Origin of the sequence: Comamonas guangdongensis (genome assembly GCF_041079535.1) — a bacterium.
In the GTDB taxonomy this organism is placed as follows: Bacteria; Pseudomonadota; Gammaproteobacteria; order Burkholderiales; family Burkholderiaceae_C; genus Comamonas; species Comamonas guangdongensis.
Genome location: NZ_JBFYGN010000010.1, coordinates 39,391 through 61,826, shown reverse-complemented (window position 1 = coordinate 61,826; position 22,436 = coordinate 39,391). Strand labels below are relative to the sequence as shown.

Annotated in this window: 18 protein-coding genes; 6 read left to right on the top strand and 12 right to left on the bottom strand. The window is 67.0% G+C overall.

What is annotated here, in order from left to right:
- Positions 1 to 145: 145 nt before the first annotated feature.
- Entirely contained in the window at positions 146 to 847 is a 702-nt protein-coding gene (locus AB6724_RS10880) for a M15 family metallopeptidase (RefSeq protein WP_369338542.1), read from the bottom strand.
- Between the two features lie 173 nt (positions 848 to 1,020).
- On the opposite strand from AB6724_RS10880, the gene AB6724_RS10875 reads away from it, so the two are divergent.
- The gene (locus AB6724_RS10875) at positions 1,021 to 1,527 is read left to right on the top strand and encodes a YqaA family protein (protein WP_369338541.1); all 507 of its coding nucleotides are present in this window, start codon (positions 1,021 to 1,023) and stop codon (positions 1,525 to 1,527) included.
- A gap of 349 nt (positions 1,528 to 1,876) precedes the next feature.
- Positions 1,877 to 2,194: a hypothetical protein gene (locus AB6724_RS10870; RefSeq protein ID WP_369338540.1), complete on the top strand. Its 318-nt coding sequence runs from the start codon at positions 1,877 to 1,879 to the stop codon at positions 2,192 to 2,194.
- Positions 2,195 to 2,567: 373 nt separating this feature from the next.
- Here the strand turns inward: AB6724_RS10870 and AB6724_RS10865 are convergent, their stop codons facing one another.
- The 9 genes from AB6724_RS10865 to AB6724_RS10825 all read right to left on the bottom strand — a co-directional run bounded on the left by AB6724_RS10865 (position 2,568) and on the right by AB6724_RS10825 (position 14,111).
- Positions 2,568 to 3,188, bottom strand: coding sequence for a response regulator transcription factor (locus tag AB6724_RS10865; RefSeq protein ID WP_369338539.1), 621 nt, complete (start codon positions 3,186 to 3,188; stop codon positions 2,568 to 2,570).
- The gene (locus AB6724_RS10860) at positions 3,181 to 4,281 is read right to left on the bottom strand and encodes a sensor histidine kinase (RefSeq protein WP_369338538.1); all 1,101 of its coding nucleotides are present in this window, start codon (positions 4,279 to 4,281) and stop codon (positions 3,181 to 3,183) included. Before AB6724_RS10860 ends, AB6724_RS10865 begins: the two co-directional genes overlap by 8 nt.
- Positions 4,282 to 4,370: 89 nt before the next feature.
- Complete coding sequence (locus tag AB6724_RS10855; RefSeq protein WP_369338537.1) at positions 4,371 to 5,696, bottom strand: TolC family protein; 1,326 nt, start codon at positions 5,694 to 5,696, stop codon at positions 4,371 to 4,373.
- Between the two features lie 37 nt (positions 5,697 to 5,733).
- Positions 5,734 to 8,904, bottom strand: a complete 3,171-nt coding sequence (locus AB6724_RS10850) for an efflux RND transporter permease subunit (RefSeq protein WP_369338536.1) — start codon at positions 8,902 to 8,904, stop codon at positions 5,734 to 5,736.
- On the bottom strand, positions 8,901 to 10,046 hold the full coding sequence (locus AB6724_RS10845) for an efflux RND transporter periplasmic adaptor subunit (RefSeq protein WP_369338535.1): 1,146 nt from the start codon (positions 10,044 to 10,046) through the stop codon (positions 8,901 to 8,903). The genes AB6724_RS10850 and AB6724_RS10845 overlap by 4 nt, the downstream gene beginning before the upstream one ends.
- A 411-nt stretch (positions 10,047 to 10,457) precedes the next feature.
- The gene (locus AB6724_RS10840) at positions 10,458 to 11,456 is read right to left on the bottom strand and encodes a tripartite tricarboxylate transporter substrate binding protein (protein ID WP_439329856.1); all 999 of its coding nucleotides are present in this window, start codon (positions 11,454 to 11,456) and stop codon (positions 10,458 to 10,460) included.
- Between the two features lie 159 nt (positions 11,457 to 11,615).
- Positions 11,616 to 12,485, bottom strand: coding sequence for a carboxylating nicotinate-nucleotide diphosphorylase (gene nadC / locus AB6724_RS10835; protein WP_369338534.1), 870 nt, complete (start codon positions 12,483 to 12,485; stop codon positions 11,616 to 11,618).
- Between the two features lie 115 nt (positions 12,486 to 12,600).
- On the bottom strand, positions 12,601 to 13,530 hold the full coding sequence (locus tag AB6724_RS10830) for an NUDIX hydrolase (protein ID WP_369338533.1): 930 nt from the start codon (positions 13,528 to 13,530) through the stop codon (positions 12,601 to 12,603).
- Positions 13,531 to 13,655: 125 nt separating this feature from the next.
- Positions 13,656 to 14,111 carry a MarR family winged helix-turn-helix transcriptional regulator gene (locus AB6724_RS10825; protein ID WP_369338532.1) on the bottom strand — a complete coding sequence of 152 codons (456 nt, stop codon included), beginning with the start codon at positions 14,109 to 14,111 and terminating at the stop codon, positions 13,656 to 13,658.
- Positions 14,112 to 14,199: 88 nt separating this feature from the next.
- Between AB6724_RS10825 and AB6724_RS10820 the strand changes: the two genes are divergently transcribed.
- Positions 14,200 to 16,077 carry an FAD-binding monooxygenase gene (locus tag AB6724_RS10820; RefSeq protein ID WP_369338531.1) on the top strand — a complete coding sequence of 626 codons (1,878 nt, stop codon included), beginning with the start codon at positions 14,200 to 14,202 and terminating at the stop codon, positions 16,075 to 16,077.
- Between the two features lie 74 nt (positions 16,078 to 16,151).
- On the opposite strand, the gene ychF is transcribed toward AB6724_RS10820, so the two are convergent.
- Both ychF and AB6724_RS10810 read right to left on the bottom strand, forming a co-directional pair.
- Positions 16,152 to 17,246, bottom strand: coding sequence for a redox-regulated ATPase YchF (gene ychF, locus AB6724_RS10815; RefSeq protein WP_369338530.1), 1,095 nt, complete (start codon positions 17,244 to 17,246; stop codon positions 16,152 to 16,154).
- Positions 17,247 to 17,449: 203 nt separating this feature from the next.
- Positions 17,450 to 18,337, bottom strand: coding sequence for an MOSC domain-containing protein (locus tag AB6724_RS10810; RefSeq protein WP_369338529.1), 888 nt, complete (start codon positions 18,335 to 18,337; stop codon positions 17,450 to 17,452).
- 162 nt (positions 18,338 to 18,499) lie between these two features.
- Between AB6724_RS10810 and AB6724_RS10805 the strand changes: the two genes are divergently transcribed.
- The 3 genes from AB6724_RS10805 (at position 18,500) to AB6724_RS10795 (ending at position 22,381) form a co-directional block, all read left to right on the top strand.
- The gene (locus tag AB6724_RS10805; RefSeq protein WP_369338528.1) at positions 18,500 to 19,636 is read left to right on the top strand and encodes an FAD-dependent monooxygenase; all 1,137 of its coding nucleotides are present in this window, start codon (positions 18,500 to 18,502) and stop codon (positions 19,634 to 19,636) included.
- A gap of 134 nt (positions 19,637 to 19,770) precedes the next feature.
- Complete coding sequence (locus AB6724_RS10800) at positions 19,771 to 20,478, top strand: DsbC family protein (RefSeq protein ID WP_369338527.1); 708 nt, start codon at positions 19,771 to 19,773, stop codon at positions 20,476 to 20,478.
- A 97-nt stretch (positions 20,479 to 20,575) separates the two neighbouring features.
- On the top strand, positions 20,576 to 22,381 hold the full coding sequence (locus AB6724_RS10795) for a M61 family metallopeptidase (protein ID WP_369338526.1): 1,806 nt from the start codon (positions 20,576 to 20,578) through the stop codon (positions 22,379 to 22,381).
- Positions 22,382 to 22,436: the final 55 nt, after the last annotated feature.

Genomic DNA, 22,436 nt, shown 5'->3' with positions numbered 1-22,436 from the left:
GCCGCGGCGGCCATAAAAGCCGGCCGCAGCCCGGGCGCAGGAAAAGAGGGCCGGATTATACCTGCCCAAAATTTCAGCAGCCGCAAAAACTCGCCATCACCCCGCGAGCAGGCTCACTATCATCGGCCCGTGCCCCGAGCCTGCCTTAATTCCGTTTCACGGGCAGGTCGAAGTACTGCTCGGGATAGGGCTCGCCGACCAGCGTGTAATGCCACCATTCCTCGGGCAGGTTCTTCCAGCCGTGGCGCTGCATCAGCGCGCGCAGCCAGCGCCGGTTGTGCTGGACATCGGGAGACTGCTGGGGGTTGTCAGTATGGGACTGCTCGTCGAACAGGTCAAACGGCGTGCCCATGTCCACCTCGACACCGTCGGCCAGCGGGCCGCGCACCCGCTTGCTGGCACGCTGGGCGTCGACGGCCACCAGCGTCATGTCCACCGTGCTGGCGCGGCTGTGGCCCGATTTCTCGGCGATATAGCCGCGCTTGAACAGCTCGCTCTTGGGCACGCGCGGGTAGTACATGTCCTTGTTCTTCTGGTCGGCCAGATCCCGGCCCCAGCGCACGAAGTCGTTCACCGCGGTCTGGGGGCGATAGCAGTCGTAGACCTTGAGAGCCAGGCCGTAGCCGTCCAGCTCCTGCTGCACCTCGGCCAGCGACTGGGCCGCGGCGCGGCTGAGCCAGCAGACTCCGGCCTCATATCCGGCCACGGGCCGCCCCATGAAGTTGTGGCTGGTCGCATAGCGCATGTCCTGCTTCACGCCCGGCGCCAGCGTGGCCAGCGGCACCAGCTCGGCCGCGGCCCTGGCCGGCGCCTCCGCCGTCACTTTCTGCGGTGCTGTCGCACCCATGTTCTGCGCGCAGCCTGCTATCAACAGCAGGGCAGCGCAAGCCAATCCCAATCTCGGGCCAAAGCGCATGTCCATTCCTCCTGGAGCGACACCATACGCCATTGCGCGGGCAGGATATTGGTGCGCGCCGAGATTGTGCCGCAGCCTACACTAGCCGCCCTATGGAAGCTTGGATGCATCAGCTGCTGCAATGGCTGGCCCTGCCGCAGTTCGGTTTGAGTACGGTGTTCATCGTGGCCCTGGTGTCGGCCACGCTGCTGCCACTGGGGTCCGAACCCGCCGTGGCGGGTCTGGTCACGCTCAGCCCGCAGCTGTTCTGGCCCGCCATCCTCGTGGCCACGGCCGGCAATACCGTGGGCGGCGCTATCAGCTGGTGGACGGGCCTGGGCGCGCACCGGGCCTGGGAGCTGGCCAGAGCCCGCAGACACCCAGACCGGCCATCGCCGCCGGCCCGCACCGCGCCCCACAGCCAGTCCCGCTATCACCGCCTGGCCCGCTACTGGCTGCGCCGCTTCGGCGCCAAGGCCTGCCTGCTGAGCTGGCTGCCCATCGTCGGCGATCCGCTGTGCGCCGTGGCCGGCTGGCTGCGCCTGCCGTTCTGGCCCTGCGTGGCCTATATGGCCGTGGGCAAGTTTCTGCGCTATCTGGTGATGACGGCGCTGATCATCAAGATTTGGTGAGTGGCCGCGGATCTGGCCGAAGCCAAGCGACCTCCAGGCGTCGATCGGCCATATTGCATACACCAAGGTATAGGCCAGCTTTCCCTCGAAAAGCGCCGTGCCGCGGGGATAACACAGGACAATTCAGCCATCGGGTGTGCAGGCTTCGAACCACGAATCTTGCGCACATTTCCCCAGCACCACGGAGAAAAGGCCATGGACCCTGCCCCCTGTAAGCGCTCATGCGCTGTGACCCGTCTGCCAAGCCCCCTCTTTCCGCATCCCACCCATCCGGCCGCCGCCCGGAGGTTCTCCATCGCCTGACGCATGCGAGGTCTCCGGCTGGACCACCGGCTATCAGGAGTTCCTCATGACCCGTCAACCACTGCATATCGCCCTGCGCGCCGCCCTGCTCTCACGCAACGTGCACCAGGTCCGCATCTTGCTGGCCACCTACGGCCTGCCCGCCTTCTCCGGCGCCGTGGCCGCTTGCTCGCCCCGTATCGCCGCCGACGCCCTGAGCCTGCTGTCCAGCGATGACCGCAATGCCGTGCTGCGCCACCTGCCGCGCCCGATGTGCGACAGCCTGCGCCCCCTGGGCATTGCCCTGAGGCCATCACCGCCGGTCCGCCATCTGAACTGGGGCCTGCTGGCCTGGCGCGATACCGGCCCCCATGCCCGCAGCTGAGCGGCGGCGGCCCAGGGTCCGCTCGCTCTTTCAGCAACGCAGCTTCATGCATGCAAACATGGGTGCCATGCCCTGCCCGAGCGCAGGGCAGCGCTCCTGAAAACGCTGCCGGGGAATCCGCAAGGAACAGCCTATGCATGCCCTCAACTCCCGGCTTGGCAGTTGTCTGCTGCGCCACGGTGTCGCGGCGCGACCCGGGCACCGAGTTGGCCGAGCGCGGCGCTGCATGAGCAATAGCTGCTTGCGCTAGGCACGTAAGGATTTCAGGCTGGTTTTCCCTCAAATCCATTGCACTCAAAGCGCTAAACACTCCTAAAAAGGAGAACCCAGCTCGCAATCGGCAGAGCGATCGCCGGTGGGCAAGGCCAGGGGGTCAGCGGATATCCAGCCGCTCCAGCACGCGCACCAGCTCGGCCAGCGAGCCCGCCTGCATCTTGCGCATGGCCTGGGCGCGCCGCACCTTGACGGTGATCTCGCTGACCTCCAGCTCGGCCGCGATCTGCTTGTTCAGCAGGCCGCGCACCACGCCGGTGACCACGGCCTGCTCGCCGCCGGACAGAGATTCCCAGCGCTGGCGCAGCTCCTGCAACTGCGCATCCTGCGCGCGGCGCTGGCGGTCCAGCGCAATGCCCTGCTGTATGGCGTCGAGCAGATGCTGATCACGGAAAGGCTTGGTCAGAAACTCTATGGCCCCGGTCTTCATGGCCTCCACGCTCATGGGAATATCGCCATGGCCGGTGATGAAGATGGTGGGAAAGCGCAGGCCCTGCTCCAGCATCTGGCGCCTGAACTCCATGCCGCTCTGGCCCGGCATGCGGATGTCCAGCACCAGGCAGGCCGGCCCCTCGGGCGGGCTCAGCTCCAGATGGGCGAGGAAGTCGCGCGTCGCGCCGAAGGCGGACACGGCCAGGCCCACGGAGAGCAGCAAATCCTCGATGGCCGCGCGCACCGAAGCGTCGTCATCGATCACATACACGGTTTCGAGTTCAGCCAAGCTTGTGTCCTCCTGCTGCAGGCTCCCCCGGGGCGACGAAAGCCGCGATGGTCACATGGAACACGGCGCCGCGGCGCCCATCCTCGCGGTCCGTGGCCCAGATGCGGCCGCCGTTGGCCTCGGCCATGTGGCGGCTGATGTTCAGCCCCAGACCCATGCCCTCGCTCTTGGTGGTCCAGAAGGCGTCGAACAAATGGCTTTTGGCCTGCGGCGACAGCCCCTCTCCCGCATCGGTGACGGTCAGCACCAGCTGCTGGCCCAGGGCCTGGGTGGCCACGGCAATGCGCCGCTGCACGGCCGGCGTGTCCTGCATGGCATCCATGGCATTGAGCAGCAGATTGCCCAGCACCTGCAGGAACTGCACGCGGTCGCACCAGGCCGGCGCCAGGCCCGGCGCCAGCTGCAGGTCCATGGCAATGGCGCGCTGGTTCAGATCCGCGCCCGACAGATGCACCATCTCGCGCACGGCCTCGTTGAGGTCGAACTTCTGCTTGCTCGGCGCCTCGCCGCGCGCCATGGAGCGGATGCGCGCGATGACCTCGCTGGCGCGCCGCGCGTCGCCCAGGATGCGCTCCAGCGCCTGGCCGGCTTTTTCGAGATTCGGCGGCTGCTGGGCCAGCCAGCGCTGGCAGGCATTGCCGCTGGTGACGATGGCGGCCAGCGGCTGGTTGACCTCATGGGCGATCGAGGCCGTCACCTGCCCCAGGCTGGTGGCCTGGGTGATGCGCAGCAGCTGGGTCTGGGCCGCGTGGGCCGCGTTCTGGGCGGCCACCATCTTCAGGCCCAGATAGGCCGTGATGACGATGGCCAGAATGCTGATGCCCGTGTTGATGAGTCCGGTGCGGTAGGCGCCGGCCGGCGTCAGCGCAAAGCTGGCCAGGGTCAGTGCTATGCACAGTGCCGTGACGCCTATCACCAGGCGCGGACTGAACCAGCGCACCGCCACGAGGATGATGGCCGTGTGGAACACGGCCGCAGCCACCGCGTACTCGGTCAGCGTATCCAGCGCGAAGATGGCGGCCATGGCCGCGGCCATGGCGGCTAGGATCAGGGCCCGGCGCAGATGCAGAAAGCGTTGCGGTTCGGCGGTCATGGCATGCAGGGCGGAGTTCAGGGCGTGAAAGACCCGCCGATTGTGGCGCAAGACGCGCGCGCGCCAGCCCCGCCCGCCCGCTGCGCTCATCACAGCGCGGGCCGCTGGCCTATGCTCAGTTGCAGATCGACCGTGGCCTTGGCCAGATCGGCATCGGCCTGCAGATAGCCGAGGTAGGCATCATCGGCCGAGCGCTGGGCCGACAACAGCTCCAGCAGCGAAGCCTGGCCGTGGCGGTAGGACAGGCGGATGCTCTCGAGCACGCGCTGCGCATCGGCCAGCACATTGCTGCGATAGCGCTCCACGTTCTCCTGCGCCGCCGCAAAGCGGAAATAGGCGGAGCGCACATCGGCCTCGGCCTTGTGCTGCGACTGCTGCAGCCCCAGCATGGCCTGGGTCACGGCGGCCTCGGCCTGCAGCACCTCGCCGCGGTTCAGGCGCGAGAACGGGATGGGCATGCTCACCGAGACCGACAGCATGCGCGAGCGGTTGCCCGCATCGAAGGCATTGCCCTGGGCATCCACGCCCGCGGACGTGGCCGGTATGGCGGTCAAGCCCACGGCCAGCGTGGGATTGACCCAGCGGTTGGCCTGGGCCACGCCGACGTTGTCGCGCGCATTGTCCAGCGTGGCCTGGGCCACGCGCACATCGCTGCGCACCTGCAGGGCCTGGACCACCAGGACGTCGATGTTCTTGTCGTTCGCAAAGGGCTGGAAATCGCATTGCAGCTCCTCGGAGCCGAAGACCTCCGAGAGCTTGCGCCCCAGCGGCACGCTCAGGGCCAGGCGCGAGGTCTGGGCATCGGCGCGCGCCTGGGTCACATCGGCCTGGAACTGGTCGCGCTCCACGCGCGACTGCCGCCACTCCACGGTGCCGATGTCGCCGGCCTTGCGCCGCACCTCGTTGGCCTTGACCACATCGGACAGGGCCTTGAGCGTCTGCTCCTTGCGCTCCAGCGCCTGGCGGTCGCGGCAAGCCTGGGTGAAGTCCTGGGCCGCATCGGAAAACAGCTGGGTGCGGAAGCCCTCGACGCCGGCCTCGGCCAGCTTCACCTGGCTGCGCGCAGCGCGGATGCGGGCCGAGCGCTTGCCGCCGGTTTCCAGCTCCACGCTGAGCCCGTAGCTGCTGTTCAGCGGACGCGGCAGGCCGGTCTTGACCTGTTCGCGCGCGGCCCCCAGCGAGAGCTGGGGATCGGGGCGTATGCCCGCGATGCCGACGCCGGCCTGGGCCGACACCACGTTCTGTTGCTGGGATTGCAGCTCCAGGCTGTGCTGCTCGACGGCGCTCAGATAGTCGCTAAAGCGCAGCCCGGCGGCCGCAGGCTGTGCCGCTGCCTGGGCCAATGCCGTGCCGCCCAGGCCCAGCGCCGCCAGCAGCAGAGCCAGGCGCTTGAGAGAGGGGAAGGAAAATTGCATGGTGCTTCCAAGTTTGTAGGTTTCGCGTGGCCCGGACTCAGGGGGCCATGCGCTCCGCGGCGGCCGATGTCGTCACCGGGGCGGCGTCCTCGTCGTCGAGTTCGCCGCGCTCGGCCGCACGCCGGCGCTTGCGCTCGGCCGCACGCTGGGCACGCAGCTCGATCACGTAGTAGAGATTGGGCAGCAGCAGCAGCGTCAGCAAGGTGGCGCTGACCAGGCCGCAGACCACCACGGTGGCCAGGGGCCGCTGCACATCGCTGCCCAGGCCCGTGGCCAGCATGGCCGGCGTGAGGCCGAAGGCCGCCACCGTGGCCGTCATCAGCACCGGGCGCATACGGCTGGATGCTCCCTCGAGCACGGCCTCGCGCAGCTGCAGCCCGTCCTCGCGGCGCAGCCTGTTGATCTGCGAGACCATGAGCACGCCCGACAGCACGGCCACGCCAAACAGCGCGATGAAGCCCACGGCGCTCGAGACATTGAGCGTCATGCCGCGCAGGTGCAGTCCGGCAAAGCCGCCGATCATGGCCAGCGGCACCACGCCCAGCACCAGCAGCGGCTGGCGCAGATTGCCGAACTCGCCGAACAGCAGCACCAGCATGATGCCCAGCGTCAGCGGCAGGATGACCAGCAGCCGCGCCTCGGCACGCTGCAGGTTCTCGAACTGGCCGCCCCACTCGATATGGGTCTTCTGGTGGTCGTACTGGAGCTGGGCATCGAGGGCGTCGTGCGCATCCTTGAGGAAGCCCGCGAGATCGCGGCCGCGCACATTGAGCTTGACCAGGATGTGGCGCTCGCCGCCCTCGCGCACGATCACGCTCTGGCCCACCGTGGTGCTGATGCGCGCCACGTCGGCCAGCGGCACCTGGGCGCCGTTGGCCGCGGCCAGGCGCAGCGCGCCTATGGCCTCGGGATTGCTGCGCGTGCCGGGCGCGAAGCGCACCGTCATGTCGTAGCTGCGCTCGCCCACGTAGAGCTGGCCTATGGAGGCCCCGCCCACGCCCGTGGAGATCAGCTGGGCCACATCGGCCGCATTGATGCCGTAGCGCGCGGCGGCCGCACGGTCCAGATCGATGCGCAGATTGGGCAGCGGCGGCTCGATGTCCACGGCCACGTCGGCCGCACCGGGCACCTTGGACAGAATGCCCACCATCTCGTCGGCCACGCGCCGGTCCTCGCTCAGGTCCTGGCCGTAGACCTTCACGGTCAGATCGCTGTGCGCGCCCGAAAGCTTGTCCTGCACGCCGTCGATCATGGGCTGCATGAAGCCCACGGTATAGCCGGGCATCTTCTCGAAGCGCTCGGCCATCTTGGCGATCAGTTGCTGCTTGTTCAGACCCGACTTCCATTGGTCGTAGGGATGCAGGCCCACGCTGGCCTCGATGTGCGAGGGCGTCCAGTAATCGGTGCCGTCGTCGTTGCGTCCGGTCTGGGTCACGATATAGGACACCTCGGGGAACTCCAGCGTGGCCCGGCGCAGCTCGTCGGCCATGTCGCGCGCCTTGTCCAGCGTGATGCCGGGCGGCATCTGCACCTGCAGCCAGATCGAGCCCTCGTCCAGATAGGGCAGGAAGTCGCGGCCTATGGTGCCGGCCAGCAACACCAGCGCCACCAGCGCCGCCGCCACGGCCCCGACCAGCCAGCGCATCTGCCCCACGGCGGCGCCAAGGAAGCGGTCATAGCGCTCGCCCAGGAAGTTGAGCACGGGGTTGTGGAAGATCTTGCGCGGACGGCGGAAGGCCAGCCAGGCCAGGCCCGGCGTGAGCAGCAGCGCCACGGCCAGCGCCCCCACCAGAGCCGCCCCCACGGCACTGGCCATGGGCGAGAACAGCTTGTACTCGATGCGCTCGAAACCGAACAACGGCAGATAGGCGGCCGCGATCACGCACATGCCGAAGAAGATGGGCCGCGCCACCTGCAGCGTGGCCGAGATGGCATCGCGCGGCGTCAAGGGCTTGTCCTCCTGGGCCTCGCGGCGGCGCAGAATGTTCTCGACCACCACCACCGAGCCGTCGACCAGAATGCCGAAATCGATGGCTCCCAGCGACAGCAGATTGGCCGGAATCTTGGCGTGATGCATGAACACAAAGGCCAGCAGCAGCGCCATGGGAATGGTCAGCGCCACGATCAGCGCCGCGCGCGGGCTGCCCAGGAACAGCAGCAGCACCAGGGTCACGACGATCATGCCTTCGGCCAGGGTCTTGCCCACGGTATGCGTGGTGCGCTCGATCAGCGTGGTGCGGTCCAGATAGGGCACGACCTTGACGTCGGGCGGCAGCAGCTTCTCGTTGAGTTCCTTCACCGCGGCATGAATGCCTTCCAGCGCCTTGGAGGGGTTCGCGTCCTTGAGCAGCAGCACGATGCCTTCCAGCGTGTCGGAGTTGTCGTCCTTGCCCAGAATGCCGCGGCGCTCCACATTGCCATAGGTCAGGCGCCCCAGGTCCTTGACCAGAATCGGCGTGCCGTTGTCCGAGGTCTTGACCACCACATTGCCCATGTCGTCGAGCGATCTCAGCAGGCCCACGCCGCGCACCACATAGGAGACCTCGCCGCGGTCTATGACGCTGCCGCCGCCGCTGGCGTTGTTGGCATTGATGGCATCGATCACCTGGGACAGGGTCAGCCCGTACTGCAGCAGGCGCGCGGGGTCGAGCTCGAGCATGAACTGCGTGGTCAGGCCGCCGAAATTCGTCACGTCCACCACGGACTGGGCTTTCTTGAGCCGCGGGATCACCACCCACTGCTGCAGCTCGGACAGCTCGCGCAGGCTGTGCGTGGGGCTTTCCAAGGTATAGCGGTAAACCTCGCCGGTGGGCGAGCTGTAGGGGTCGAGCGCGGCGCGCGCGCCATAGGGCAGATCGACATCGTCCATGCGCTCCTTGAGACGCTGGCGCGCCCAATAGCCGTCGACGCCGTCCTCGAACACCACGGTGATCAACGACAGACCGAACAGGCTGCGCGAGCGCAGCACATGCATGCCCGGCGTGGCCAGCAGCGCACGCTCCAGCGGAATCGTGATCTGCTGCTCGATTTCCTCGGCCGCCAGGCCCGGCACCTGGGTGACGATCTGCGAGGTCACGTCGGCGATGTCGGGATAAGCTTCCAGCGGCAGCTGCTTCCAGCTGAACCCGCCATACAGGGCCGCGAAAATGAAGATCAGCCACACCACGCCGCGGCGGGCAAAGCTGAGATTGACGATGCGCTCTATCATTGCAGCAGCACTCCACCGTTGACGACGATGCGCTCGCCAGCCGCCAGACCCGAGCGGATCTCTACCTTGCCGTCCTGCTGCACGCCGACCTGTACGTCACGCGGCTCGAAGCGCGCGCCCTTGTCCGTGCGGCCCTTGTCCACGAACACCCGCGTGCTCACATTGCCCTGCAACAGCGCCGTGGTCGGCACCATGAGGGCGTCGCGGCCCGGGCCGTCGAAGCTCACGCGCGCAAACATGCCGGGACGCAGCCGCCCTTCGCGGTTGTCCACAGCCACCCGCACCTTGACGCTGCGCGTGGCCGTATCGACGATCTCGCCCACGTATTGCACACGGCCTTCAAGCTTGAGGTCTGGATAGGCCGTCAGCGCGATATGCGCTTCCTGGCCCACGTCCACATGGGCCAGATCGCGCTCGGGCACGCTGGCGCTGAGCCAGACCTTGCTGAGGTCGGCCACGGTCATCACCGAGGCATTCACATCGTTCCAGTAACCGCCTTGCGATCCCGCCATATCGACCACGCGCCCGCTGATCGGCGACTTGATCACATAGCTGCCGCGCGAGCTGGCCTGCACATCGGCGCCCAGCTGGGCCAGGCGATCGGTCGCCGCGCGCGCATCGGCGCTGGCCGCGGCCAGGGATTGCTGCGCGGCCTCGTAGTCCTTGCGCGCCGCGATCTCGGCATCGAACAACAGCTTCTGGCGGTCGAACTCCTGGCGCGCCAGCAGCAGCGCGGACTGGGCCTTGGCATTGTCGGCCCTGGCGCCCGAGATATCGGAGGAGTCCATGGTGATCAAGGCCTCGCCGGCCTTGACCGGATCGCCGAGTTGCCGATGCAGGCGCACCAGCCGACCCGCGACCGGAGGCGTGATCTTGACCAGCTTTTCGGGCTCGGCCTCGATATTCGCCGGCGCAGAGATCAGCGTCTGGACCTGCTCCAGGGTGGCCTGGGCCAGCTTCAGCTGCGCCAGCACCGGGGATTGCGGCGGCACCACGACCAGATTGCCTTCGCGGCGCAGCGCCGTCTGGCTATCGGCAGCGGCGGCCGGTGGCTGTTTGTCGCCGTTGCAGGCAGCGAGCGCCAGGCACAGCAGCAGGCAGGCAGCCCCCACGGGGCGGCGGGATTTCAAGACTGGTTTCATAAGCAGCAAACAGTGGCATCGATATGGCCAGGGCAGGTCCCGGCCCGGGATTGATCCTGCCTCGCTCCCGCAACTTCTTGATTACAGAAGCGGCGGCGCAGCAAGGCAGAGGAGCGGCAGAGCACGGCCAAGGCCGTGCGCCGCAGCGCCTTCAAGGAATGGTCATCCAAGGGGAACTCCTCCATGCGATGGGCGGCAAAGCATGCCGCCACGGCGCCAGGGTCTGGTGCCCTGATCCTAGCCCTCGATTATCAAATCCACCAGCCGGCAAAGCGAGCCTGCCTTGGGAAGAGAAGCCTGGTTTTTGGTTGGCCCCAGCTATACCTTGGTATAGCGAATCCGTCATATGCCTGAAACAAAACAGGCCACCTTTGCAGGTGGCCCGTCATGGACATGCGCGCCCGGCGCCGCTCAATCGACCTTGAGCCCGAGCTGCGCGGTCACGGCCGCATAGCGCGCTATATCGGCCGCGATGAGCTTGCCGAACTGGGCGGCAGACTCCCTGGCCGGGGTATAGCCCTGCTCGCGCAGCGCCTGCTGCATCTCGGGCTCGGCCAGGATCTGCGCCAGCACCTGGTGCAAGCGGGCGATCACGGGCTCCGGCGTGGCGGCCGGCGCCAGCAGGCCATGCCACTGCTCGACGGCAAAACCGGCCAGACCCTGCTCGGCCACCGTGGGGATATCGGGCAGGGATGCGACGCGGGCCGGTGCGGTGACGGCGATGGCGCGCACGCGGCCCGCGGCTATTAGCGGCGCCGCGCTGCTGGCCGTGACCACGGCCAGGGGCAGCTGGGCTGCGGCCACCGCCGTGATGGCCGGGCCGCAGCCCTTGTAGGGCACATGCTGAAGGCTGGCATGCGCAGCCCGGGCCAGCATCTCGCCCGCCATATGCTGGGGCGTTCCGTTGCCGCAGGAGGCGAAGGGCAAAGGCTGGCCCGCGGTCGCGCCGGCCAGCGCATCGTGCAGATTGCGCACGCTGCTTTGGCTTGGCACGACCAGCACCGAGGCGATGCTGCCGGCATTGAACACGGCCTTGAAGTCCCGGCGCGGATCGAAGTCCAGATGCCGGTAGACGCCGGGATTGATGGCGAACGAGCTGTTGACCATCAGCAGCGTGGCGCCGTCGGGGGCGGCCTCGGCCACGGCGCGCGCGCCGATGTTGCCGCTGGCGCCGGGCCGGTTCTCCACCATCACGGACTGGCCCAGGCGCTGCTGCATGGCCGCGCCCAGACGCCGCGCCAGAAGGTCCGTGCCGCCGCCCGGCGGAAAGGTCACGACGATGGTGATGGGCTTTTCAAAACGGACTACCGCCATGCCCGCGCGGGCATGCCAAATTCCCGCCACCATCACCGCCAGCGCCGTAACAACCAGCGCCGCCCAGCTGCGGCGCTTCTTAAGCATGGCCTTCATCAAGCACACCTTTCGCAATCCAACAAGAAACGCACCTCACGCACATGCACGCCCCAAGCAAGGGACAGCAAGCAAGCGCCACCGCGCAGCAGGGGCGCCTAGCCGAGGCTGTCGTCCCCCTTGGGGGGAAGCGGCAAAGCCGCTCAGGGGGCAGGCCATTTATGCATCCAGCCCGATATCGAGCACGCGCGCACTGTGCGTGAGCCAGCCCACGGCGATCTGGTCGACGCCGGTGGCGGCCACCGCGGGCGCGGTCTCTGGCGTGATGCGGCCCGAGGCCTCGGTGATGGCCCGGCCCTTGCACATGGCCACGGCCGTGCGCAAATCATCCAGGCTCATGTTGTCCAGCAGCACCACGTCCACGCCCAGCTGCAGCGCGATCTCCAGCTGCGCCAGCGTATCCACTTCCAGCTCGATCTTGACCATATGGCCCACGCCGGCGCGGGCCCGGCCCACGGCCGTGGCCACGTCGCCGGCCAGGGCGATATGGTTGTCCTTGATGAGCACGGCATCGTCGAGGCCGAAGCGGTGATTGCTGCCCCCGCCCACGCGCACCGCGTATTTCTGCAGCGAGCGCAGGCCGGGCATGGTCTTGCGCGTGCAGGTCACGCGCGTGCCATAGGCCTTGATGGCTTCTGCGATCGAGTGCGTGGCCGAGGCCACGCCGCTCAGGTGGCACAGATAGTTGAGCGCCGTGCGCTCGGCACTCAGGATGGCGCGGCTCTTGCCGCGGATGCGCGCGATCTCCGTGCCGGGCTTGAGCAGGCTGCCGTCCTCGCAGCGGGCCTCGAACTCCAGGCGGGAGTCCATCAGCGTGAAGGCCAGGCGCGCCAGATCCAGGCCGGCCAGCACGCCGTCCTGGCGCGCCACCAGTCGCAGCTCGTCGCTGGCAGCGGCGGGCACGATGGTGTCGGTGGTCAGGTCTCCGGCGCGGCCCAGGTCTTCCAGCAAGGCCATGCGCACCAGAGGCTCCAGCATCACATCGGGCAGAGGGGAAACCGGCAGTGCAGCCATCTTATTAATGCTCATTTTGAGTATTTGTATATAAATAAAAAACGCGATGTGTGCTCCAGGCATCGCGCGCACCGACTTATGCTAAGCCTGAGCATTAACCGGGTCAAGAGATTTGAGCGGGACAGAAAACTCAGTGGGTTCTGGCCAGAGGCAGCTTGTTGCCCGCAATGGCGCGCTCAAGCATCACATTGCGCCGGAAGCGAAACAGCTTGGCGGGGCGGCCCGCGCCCGCAACCGTCGTCTGGCCGGTTTCCTCCACCAGGGCCTGCTGCTCGATCAGGCGGCGGAAATTCTGCTTGTGCAGGCCGCGGCCGGCGAGAGCCTCGACGGTCTGCTGCAGCTGCAGCAGCGAGAACTCGTCCGGCATCAGCTCGAACACCACGGGCCGGTATTTGATCTTGGCGCGCAGACGCGCAATGCCCGTCGCCAGGATGCGGCGGTGGTCGTTACTCATGGCCGCGCCAGGCAGGAGCTGGGCCGCCGGCGCACTGACACCGTCGCGCCAGGCCTCGGCAACCAGTCCGGCCTCGAACAGCAGCTCATAGCGCTGCAGCACCAGTTCCTCGTTCCACTCCTGGTCTTCCAGGCCAAAAGTCATGGCCGCGCGCTGCCATCTTGCGCTTCTGGCCACGCTATCCGCGGCGGCGTCGGCCCAGCTTCTGAGCGCCGGCGCAATCTGCTGCGCCACCAGCTCCGGCATGCCCTCGCGCCAGTCCTCCCAGGGGAAATAGCGGTACCAGTCCTGCCAGCCGGGCTGGGCCGCACCGGCCGCGTCGAACTCGCGCGTCAGGGCCAGATAGCTGATGGAAATGGCCCTCGTGCCCAGATCCTGCGAACGTTCGCGGTCCGCAAAGGTATAGAGCTGCTCGACAAACCCCAGCGGATGGTGGGTCTGCTTTTCCACCCAGGCCCGCAGACTGATCTGCAGCGAACGGTGATTGCTGGTGAACGGCCCGGCGGGCAATGCCAGCCCCGAGCTCGTGGTCAGAATGCGAGGCTGGCCGCCGGTGACCGCAATCAGCACCGCCACCAGATCAGCCTGCACGGAATGCTGCTCCATATCGCTCAACAAATAAGCCTCGAACTCGTTACGCTTGGGATGGGAAGTTTTGATCCTAACCCAGCCCGGCCGCAAAACCCGGCAGTTACGCCATTTCCGGCGACGACCCACCCGCCGTCAACCGCTCAGCCGACGACCTGGTTGGCGCACAGCTTTTGCAGCAGCTGGCAGAAAAGCTCGCGCTCCCCTTCGTCCAGGGGCTGGAGAATGCGCTGCTGCGTGCGCTGCACGGCAGGCATGGCGCTCTCCAGCAGATCCAGGCCGGCCTGGGTCAGGTGCAGCAGGCGCACCCGGCGATCCTGGGCGCTCAGGCTGCGCGTCAGCAGCTGCTTGCCCTCCAGCCTGTCGATCACGGCGCCGATGGTCGAGGTGTCGAAACTGACCTTCTCGGCCAGGGACTTCTGGTCCAGGCCCGGCTGTCCCTCCAGGGCCTGGAGCACGGCGAACTGCACCGGAGTCAGGCCCAGGCCCTCGGTCTCCTGCATGAACAAGGCCACGGCAATCTGCTGCAGCCTACGTATGCCATGCCCGGGCACGCTGTCGAGCCGGTGCAAATCAAAGACTTGGTTCTGAAAATTCATGGTTAACCCTAGGTCTGTTTCGCGCTTTCGCTGCAGATAATACGTTCACTGATTATTTGTCAACTGACGATAAGAGATCGGACATATTATGCAATTCCACCATCAAGGCTTTCGCGCCGGGGACCCCCATGTGCAGGCAGCCAGCGCATACGCCAATGCCGTCCCCAGCCATGTCGACGTGCTGATCGTGGGCTGCGGACCCGCCGGCCTGACCCTGGCCGCCCAGCTGGCGCAGTTCCCCGACATCCGCACCGCCATCGTGGAGCAAAAGGACGGCCCCTTGCAGCTGGGCCAGGCCGACGGCATCGCCTGCCGCACCATGGAGATGTTCGATGCCTTCGGCTTCAGCGAGAAGGTGCTCAAGGAGGCCTGCTGGATCAACGAGGTCACCTTCTGGAAGCCCGACGAAGCCAACCGCGACCGCATCACGCGCCATGGCCGCGTGCAGGACACGGAGGACGGCCTGTCCGAATTCCCGCATGTGGTGCTGAACCAGGCCCGCGTGCACGACTTCTATCTGGAGAGCATGCGCAACTCCCCCAGCCGCCTCGAGCCCCATTACTCGCGCCGCCTGCTGGACCTGAGCGTGGACGAGAACGCGCCGGACTATCCGGTGACGGTCACGCTGGAGCGCACGGACCCCAGGTTCGCGGGCCATGTGGAAACCGTGAAGGCCCGCTATGTGGTGGGCTGCGACGGCGCGCGCAGCGGCGTGCGCAAGTCCATGGGCCGCCAGCTCGTGGGCGACTCGGCCAACCATGCCTGGGGCGTGATGGACGTGCTGGCCGTCACCGACTTCCCCGATATCCGCCACAAGGTCGCCATCCAGTCGGACAAGGGCAATATCCTCATCATCCCGCGCGAAGGCGGCTACCTGACCCGCCTGTATGTGGAGATGGACAAGCTCGGCAGCGACGAGCGCGTGGCCCAGCGCGGCATCTCCGTCGAACAGCTGATCGAGGCCGCACAGCAGGTGCTGCACCCCTACACCCTGGACGTCAAGGAGGTCGCCTGGTGGTCCGTCTACGAGATCGGCCAGCGCATCTGCCACAAGTACGACAACGCGGACAGCCTCGATGAACACCCTCGCGTCTTCATCGCCGGCGATGCCTGCCACACGCACAGCCCCAAGGCCGGCCAGGGCATGAACTTCTCCATGCAGGACACTTTCAACCTCGGCTGGAAGCTGGTTTCCGTGCTGCGCCAGGCCTGCAAGCCCGAGCTGCTGCACAGCTATTCCGCCGAGCGCCAGGTCGTGGCACAGGAGCTGATCGACTTCGACCGCGAATGGGCCACCATGTTCAGCGACCGCGGCGGCGTGGACCCCAAGGTGTTCCAGCAGTATTTCGAGCAGCATGGCCGCTTCACCGCGGGCCTGGGCACCCGGTACAAGCCTTCGCTGATCAGCGGCGAGGCCACCCACCAGCAGTTGGCTGCCGGCTACCCCGTGGGCATGCGCATGCATTCGGCCCCCGTGCTGCGCGTCTGCGACGCCAGGCCCATGCATCTGGGTCATGTGGCCCAGGCCGACGGCCGCTGGCGCCTCTATGCTTTCGCGGGCGCCAATGACCTGCAGGATGAGCAGGGCGGCGTGCTGGGACTGTGCCGCTTCCTGGCCGAGTCTCCGCTGTCGCCGGTGCTCAAGTACACGCCCGCCGGCCAGGATCAGGACTCGGTGTTCGATCTGCGCGCCATTTTCCAGGACCGCTACGACGGCATTGCGCTCGAAAAGCTGCCCGGCATCCTGCGCCCCCAGCGCGGCAAGTACCGGCTGCACGACATGGAAAAAGTGTTCGCGCCCGACTACAAGAGCGGCAGCGACATCTTCGCGCTGCGCGGTATCGACAAGGCCGCCGGTGCCCTGGTCGTGGTGCGCCCCGACCAGTATGTTGCCCAGGTGCTGCCGCTGAACGCATATGCCGAGCTCGCGGCCTTCTTTGACGGCTTCATGATCGCGGCCCGCTGAGCTGCGACCAATAAAAAGGGCCTTGCATGCGCAAGGCCCTTTTGCTATCCGCGCAGGCTTGCGCCTGCAGGAAATCAGACGTTGAACAGGAAGTTCAGCACATCGCCGTCCTTGACCACGTATTCCTTGCCTTCGGCGCGCATCTTGCCGGCGTCCTTGGCACCCTGCTCGCCCTTGAAGGCGATGAAGTCGTCGAAGGCAATCGTCTGGGCACGGATGAAGCCGCGCTCGAAGTCGCCATGGATCACGCCGGCGGCCTGGGGCGCGGTGTCGCCCACCTTGATGGTCCAGGCGCGCACTTCCTTCACGCCGGCCGTGAAATAGGTCTGCAGGCCCAGCAGGCTGAAGCCCGCGCGGATCAGGCGGTTCAGGCCGGGCTCCTCGAGGCCCATTTCCTCCAGGAACATGTCGCGGTCCTCATCGCTCATCTCGGCCATTTCGGCTTCGATCTTGGCGCAGATGGCCACCACGGGCGCGCCCTGGGCGGCCGCGTATTCCTTGAGGCGGTCCAGCAGCGGATTGTTCTCGAAGCCGTCCTCGGCCACATTGCCCACGAACATGGCGGGCTTGGCCGTGATCAGGCAGAACTGCTTGAGCAGGGGCGCGTCTTCCTTGGACACGGGAATGGTGCGCGCGGGCTTGCCTTCGTTGAGCGCGGCCTGGATCGGGGTCAGCAGCGACACCAGCTTGGCGGCTTCCTTGTCATTGCCCGACTTGGCGGCCTTGCTGTAGCGGTTCAGCGCCTTTTCCACCGTGGCCATGTCGGCCAGGCACAGCTCGGTCTGGATGACCTCGATGTCGGCAATCGGGTCCACCTTGCCGGCCACGTGGATCACGTTGGGGTCTTCGAAGCAGCGCACCACGTTGACGATGGCGTCGGTCTCGCGGATATGGGCCAGGAACTGGTTGCCCAGGCCTTCGCCCTTGGAGGCGCCGGCCACCAGGCCCGCGATGTCCACGAATTCCACGATCGCCGGCACGATGCGCTCGGGGCTGATGATCTGGGCCAGCTGGTCCAGACGCGGATCGGGCACTTCCACCACACCGGTATTGGGCTCGATGGTGCAGAAGGGGTAGTTCTCGGCGGCAATGCCGGCCTTGGTCAGCGCGTTGAAAAGAGTGGACTTGCCCACATTGGGCAGGCCCACGATGCCGCATTTGAGGCTCATGGAATTTCCTTAAATATCAATGCACTATCGAGCACCACACCCGGGTGGCGGAAGTGCCCGATCCGCATTGACGCGAATCCGGTTCTTTTGAAGAGCTGGCCCGGAAGCTCTGCGTTTGGACGGAGTTCGGGCCACTGAAAACATGTCGATTGTAATGATCGGCAAATCTCTGCTCCCGCGCGGCAGATTGCCGGCGCCGCGGCTCAGTCAAAGCTCAGATTGCCGCCCAGACGCTGGCCGCACTGCAGCAGGGCCTCGGCATCGGCGGCCTCGGGCAGGCCCAGCACCACGGCATTCATGCCGAAGGTGATGGCGCCATCCACGCGCGCATCCTGGCGGTAGCCGCGGATCTCGCGGCCCACGGCGCTGCCGGGCACGGCCGTGTCGGGATCGACGTCGGGGATCGGGCAGCGCGTGCAGGGCTTGCAGGGGCGCAGGCTCAGGCCCGGCAGATCCAGCAGCTCGAGCCGCTCCACGCGGTCCTCGTCATGGGCTTCCAGCCCGGCAATCACGATATTGGGCCGAAAGCGCCGCGCATCCACGGCCGCCGCGCCCGACAGTGCCAGGCGCCGATTGAGCTCGGCCACGGCCGACTGGCTAAGCACCAGCAGCGGGTAGCCATCGGCAAAGTGCACGGGCGCCTCATCCCCGGCCGCCCAGCGCTCGCTGGCCTGGCGCGGCCGATCCGGATCAAAGCGCACCAGGCGGCAGTCGGTCTCCAGCGCCTGGCTCAGCCACTGGCGCGCCGGCTCGGCCCATGCGCCCAGATCCCAGGCCTGAACCCTGTCCTTCCAGATGCGGGCCGGGCATAGGGCGCCCTGCGCCTGCAGCGGGATCTCCAGGCTGTCCAGTCCCGGAAAATGCAGCAGCAGATGCCGGTCCGTGAGCTCGGGCCGGATCAGCGCCATGCGCGGATGACTGCGCTGGGTCAGGAAATCGCCGGCGGCATCCACCACCATCCAGTGCCGGTCCCATTGCAGGCCATGGCGCGAGAGCCTGGCCTGCCGCACGGCAATGCCCGCGCAGGACTTGACGGGATAGATCCAGAGCTCGGCAATTTGGCCTTGCACATCGTAGGCGGTGTCGTTCATGAAGTTTCCTCTGGGCAGGGTCAGGCCTTATTTTGCCCGCCAGCCCATCAGCGATCAGCACATCCAGCTATCAACAACATAGTTGATGCCGATTCAGCCCGCGGCAGTTTCCGGTTCCCGCCATGAGCACAGGCCCGGCCCCGGCCTCCTACAATGCCGGACATGGCGCAAACCTTTGATGTATGTATACGTGGAGCCGGCATTGTGGGCCGGACCTTGGCCCTTTTGCTGGCGCGCGAGCGTCTGCGCGTGGCGCTGGTGGCGCCCGCCCAGACCAGGCCGACGCGCAAGGACGTGCGCGCCTACGCGCTCAATGCCAGCTCCCGGGCCGTGCTGCAATCGCTGCGCTGCTGGCCCGACGAGCAGGACGCCACGCCCGTGACCGGCATGCAGGTGTTCGGCGATCTGGACGGCCAGGTGCAGTTTGACGCGGCTTCCCAGGACGTGGAGGCTCTGGCCTGGATTGTCGACGTGCCCGCTCTCGAGCAGCGCCTGGCCGAGGCCGTGCGCTATCAACCGCAGGTGGAGATCGTCGCCGAACCCGTGGAAGCCGCGCTCACCGCCGTCTGCGAGGGCCGGGCCAGCAGCACGCGCTCCGAGTTCGGCGTGCATTTCTCCGTCACCCCCTACCCCCAGCACGCGATTGCCACGCGCCTGCAGTGCGAGCTGCCCCATGGCGGCATGGCGCGCCAGTGGTTCACGCCCGAAGGCATTCTGGCCTTCTTGCCCATGGGCGGCCCGGACGGGCGGGAGGTGGCCGTGGTCTGGTCGCTGGAGCAATCGCTGGTGCCCGAATGGCTGGATTGCGAGGAAGACAGATTCACCACGCGGCTGCAGGCCATCAGCCAGGATGCGCTGGGCCGCCTGGAGCTGGTGGCCGAACGTGCCTCCTGGCCGCTGCAGCAGGCCGCGGCCGACCGCTGGTGCGGCCCGCAGTTGCCCAGGAACCTGTCCGGGAGCGCGCAAAGCTGGGTGCTGGCCGGCGACGCCGCCCACAATGTGCACCCGCTCGCGGGCCAGGGACTGAACCTGGGCCTGGGCGACGTGCAGGCCCTGGCCCGCATTCTGCAGGAGCGCGACTACTGGCGCAGCCCTGCGGACCTCAAGCTGCTGCGCCAGTACGAGCGCGAGCGCAAGGCCGCCCTGGCGCCCATGGGTCTGGCCATGGACGGGCTGCAGCAGCTGTTTGCCCGCCCCGAGGTGTCGCTGCAGATGCTGCGCAACTGGGGCATGAAGGGCTTCGAGCGCAGCGGCCCGCTCAAGTCCTGGATGGCCAAGCAGGCCATGGGCCTGCTTTGAGCACGGATTTGCGCCTCTGCGGAACCCTTGGGGTCTGCGGCGCTCCAATCCTCAGCCCTGCCGTCCGGCCCGCCCCGATGGCAGCCATCCCTACCCACAACAAGCCGCGCCCGGCGCGGCCCTCAAGCTCACCCATGAAATTTGTTGCCTGCCTGCTGGCCGCCGCCAGCCTGACCACCGGCCTGAGCGTGCATGCCCAGGATGCCAACCTCAAGAAGACGCTGACCGAGCGCATTCCCCAGCTCGAGAAAATCGACGAGGTGCGCTCCACCCCCATGACGGGCCTGTACGAGGTGCGCGTGGGCACGGACATCTTCTACACCGATGCCAAGGGCAACTACCTGATCCAGGGCGAGCTGATCGACACCAAGGCCAGGCGCAACCTGACCGAGGACCGCATGACCCAGCTCACGGCGGTGGATTTCAAGCAGCTGCCGCTCAAGGACGCCATCACCATCGTGCACGGCAAGGGCGAGCGCAAGATGGCCATCTTCGAGGACCCGAACTGCGGCTACTGCAAGCGCTTCGAAAAAGACCTGCAGAGCGTGGACAACGTCACCATCTACCTCTTCCTCTACCCTATCCTCAGCCCCGACTCGGCCGAGAAGTCGCGCAATATCTGGTGCGCCAAGGACCAGGCCAAGGCCTGGCAGGACCAGATGCTCAACAGCAAGTCCGCGCCCGCCGCCCAGTGCGACCCGGCCGCCATCCAGCGCAACCTGGCTTTCGGCCGCAAATACAAGATCACCGGCACGCCCACCGTGGTGTTCGCCAACAATGTGCGCGTACCCGGCGCCATCTCGGCCGCCGAGGTCGAGAAGCACCTGGCTGCCGCCAAGTAAAACCTCTTCCATTGCCGGAGCAGCGCGCGTTTGATCTCCCGGGTCTGGCCGCGCTGCGGCAGGTCCGCATGCTCCGGCCCGCATTTTTGGAGCTGCCATGACGTCTGTTCTCAACTCTTCCGGCATTCGCTACACCGTGCAGGCCAGCGCGGTGGATGCCCATCTGTTCGATGTCAGCCTGCATATCGCCAAGCCGGCGGCGCAGCAGCTGCTGTCGCTGCCGGTATGGATTCCGGGCAGCTATCTGGTGCGCGAGTTCGCCAAGAATCTGCAAGGCCTGAGCGCCAGCCAGAACGGCCGCTCCATCGCCGTGCAGCAGCTCAGCAAGAATCAATGGAAAATCGGCTGTAACGCTGATACAGCTTGCGTTATCAGCTATCAGGTTTGCGCTTACGACAGCTCGGTGCGCACGGCCTGGCTGGACCGCCGCCGCGGCTTTTTCAACGGCACCAGCCTCTGCCTGCGCGTGCACGGCCGCGAGGAAGCGCCCCATGCGCTGGAGCTGCTGAGCAGCCCCGCGACCCAGGACTGGCAGATTGCCACCGGACTGACGGCCGCCAAGACCGATGCCCAGGGCTTCGGCCTCTATACCGCCACCAACTACGACGAGCTGGTGGACTGCCCCGTGGAAATGGGCCGCTTCTGGCGCGGCAGTTTCACGGCGGGCGGCGTGCCGCATGAGTTCGTGGTGGCGGGTGCGGCGCCGAGCTTCGACGGCGAGCGCCTGCTGGCCGACACGCAGAAGATCTGCGAGGCCGAGATCGCCTTCTGGCATGCCGACGGCAGCCGGCCGCCCATGGGACGCTATGTCTTCATGCTGAACGCGGTGGACGACAACTACGGCGGGCTCGAGCACCGCAACAGCACGGCGCTGATCTGCGGCCGCCGCGACCTGCCGCGCAAGGGTGAGATCAAGGCCGGCGAAGGCTACACCACGCTGCTGGGGCTGATCAGCCACGAGTATTTCCACACCTGGAACGTCAAGCGCCTGCGCCCGGCCGAGTTTGCGCGCTACGACTACGAGCAGGAGAACTACACCGGGCTGCTGTGGTTCTTCGAGGGTTTTACCAGCTACTACGACGACCTGTTCCTGCGCCGCGCGGGCCTCATAGACAACGCCCAGTACCTCAAGCTCATCACCCGCACCATCAACCAGGTGCTGCAGACCCCGGGCCGCCAGGTGCAGTCCGTGGCCGAGGCCAGCTTTGACGCCTGGGTCAAGTACTACCGCCAGGACGAGAACACGGCCAACCATACGGTGAGCTACTACACCAAGGGCTCGCTGGTCGCTCTGTGCCTGGACCTGGCCTTGCGCGCCGGCGGCCGGTCCAGCCTCGACGATGTGATGCGCGGACTGTGGCAGCAGACCCAGGGCGGCCCCATCGCCGAGGCCGATGTGCTGGCCATGGTCGGCCAGCTGGGCGGCGCGCCGCTGGCCGAGCAGCTGCAGGCCTGGGTGCACTCCACCGGGGATCTGCCGCTGCGCGAGCTGCTGGCCAAGCACGGCATCACGGCCAAGGTCGAGCCCGCACAGCTCGCGCAGAAGCTGGGCCTGCGGGTGCAGGAGAATCACAGCGTGCAGATCAAGACCGTGCTGCGCGGCGGCCTGGCCGAGCAGGCCGGCATGATGGCCGGCGACGAATGGCTGGCCATAGAGAGCGGCGGCCAGCGCTGGCGCATCACCAAGCTCGACGATCTGCCTCTCTATGCCGGCGGCGCCGATAGCGCCACGGCCTGGGTGGCGCGTGACCGCCAGCTGCTCGAGCTGCCGCTGGAGCTGGGCGCAGCGCTTGCCAAACCCGCCAGCGAGGATGCAAATACGGCCAGCCCCATAGACAACCTGGGCCTGGAAATCAGCGACAAGGCCGCTGCGGAGCGCTGGCTCGCCGGGGCCGCCGCATAAACCCGGCCTTTCCGGGGCTGCGGCCGGGCCTCGACCTCGGACAGCCGGGCGCCGG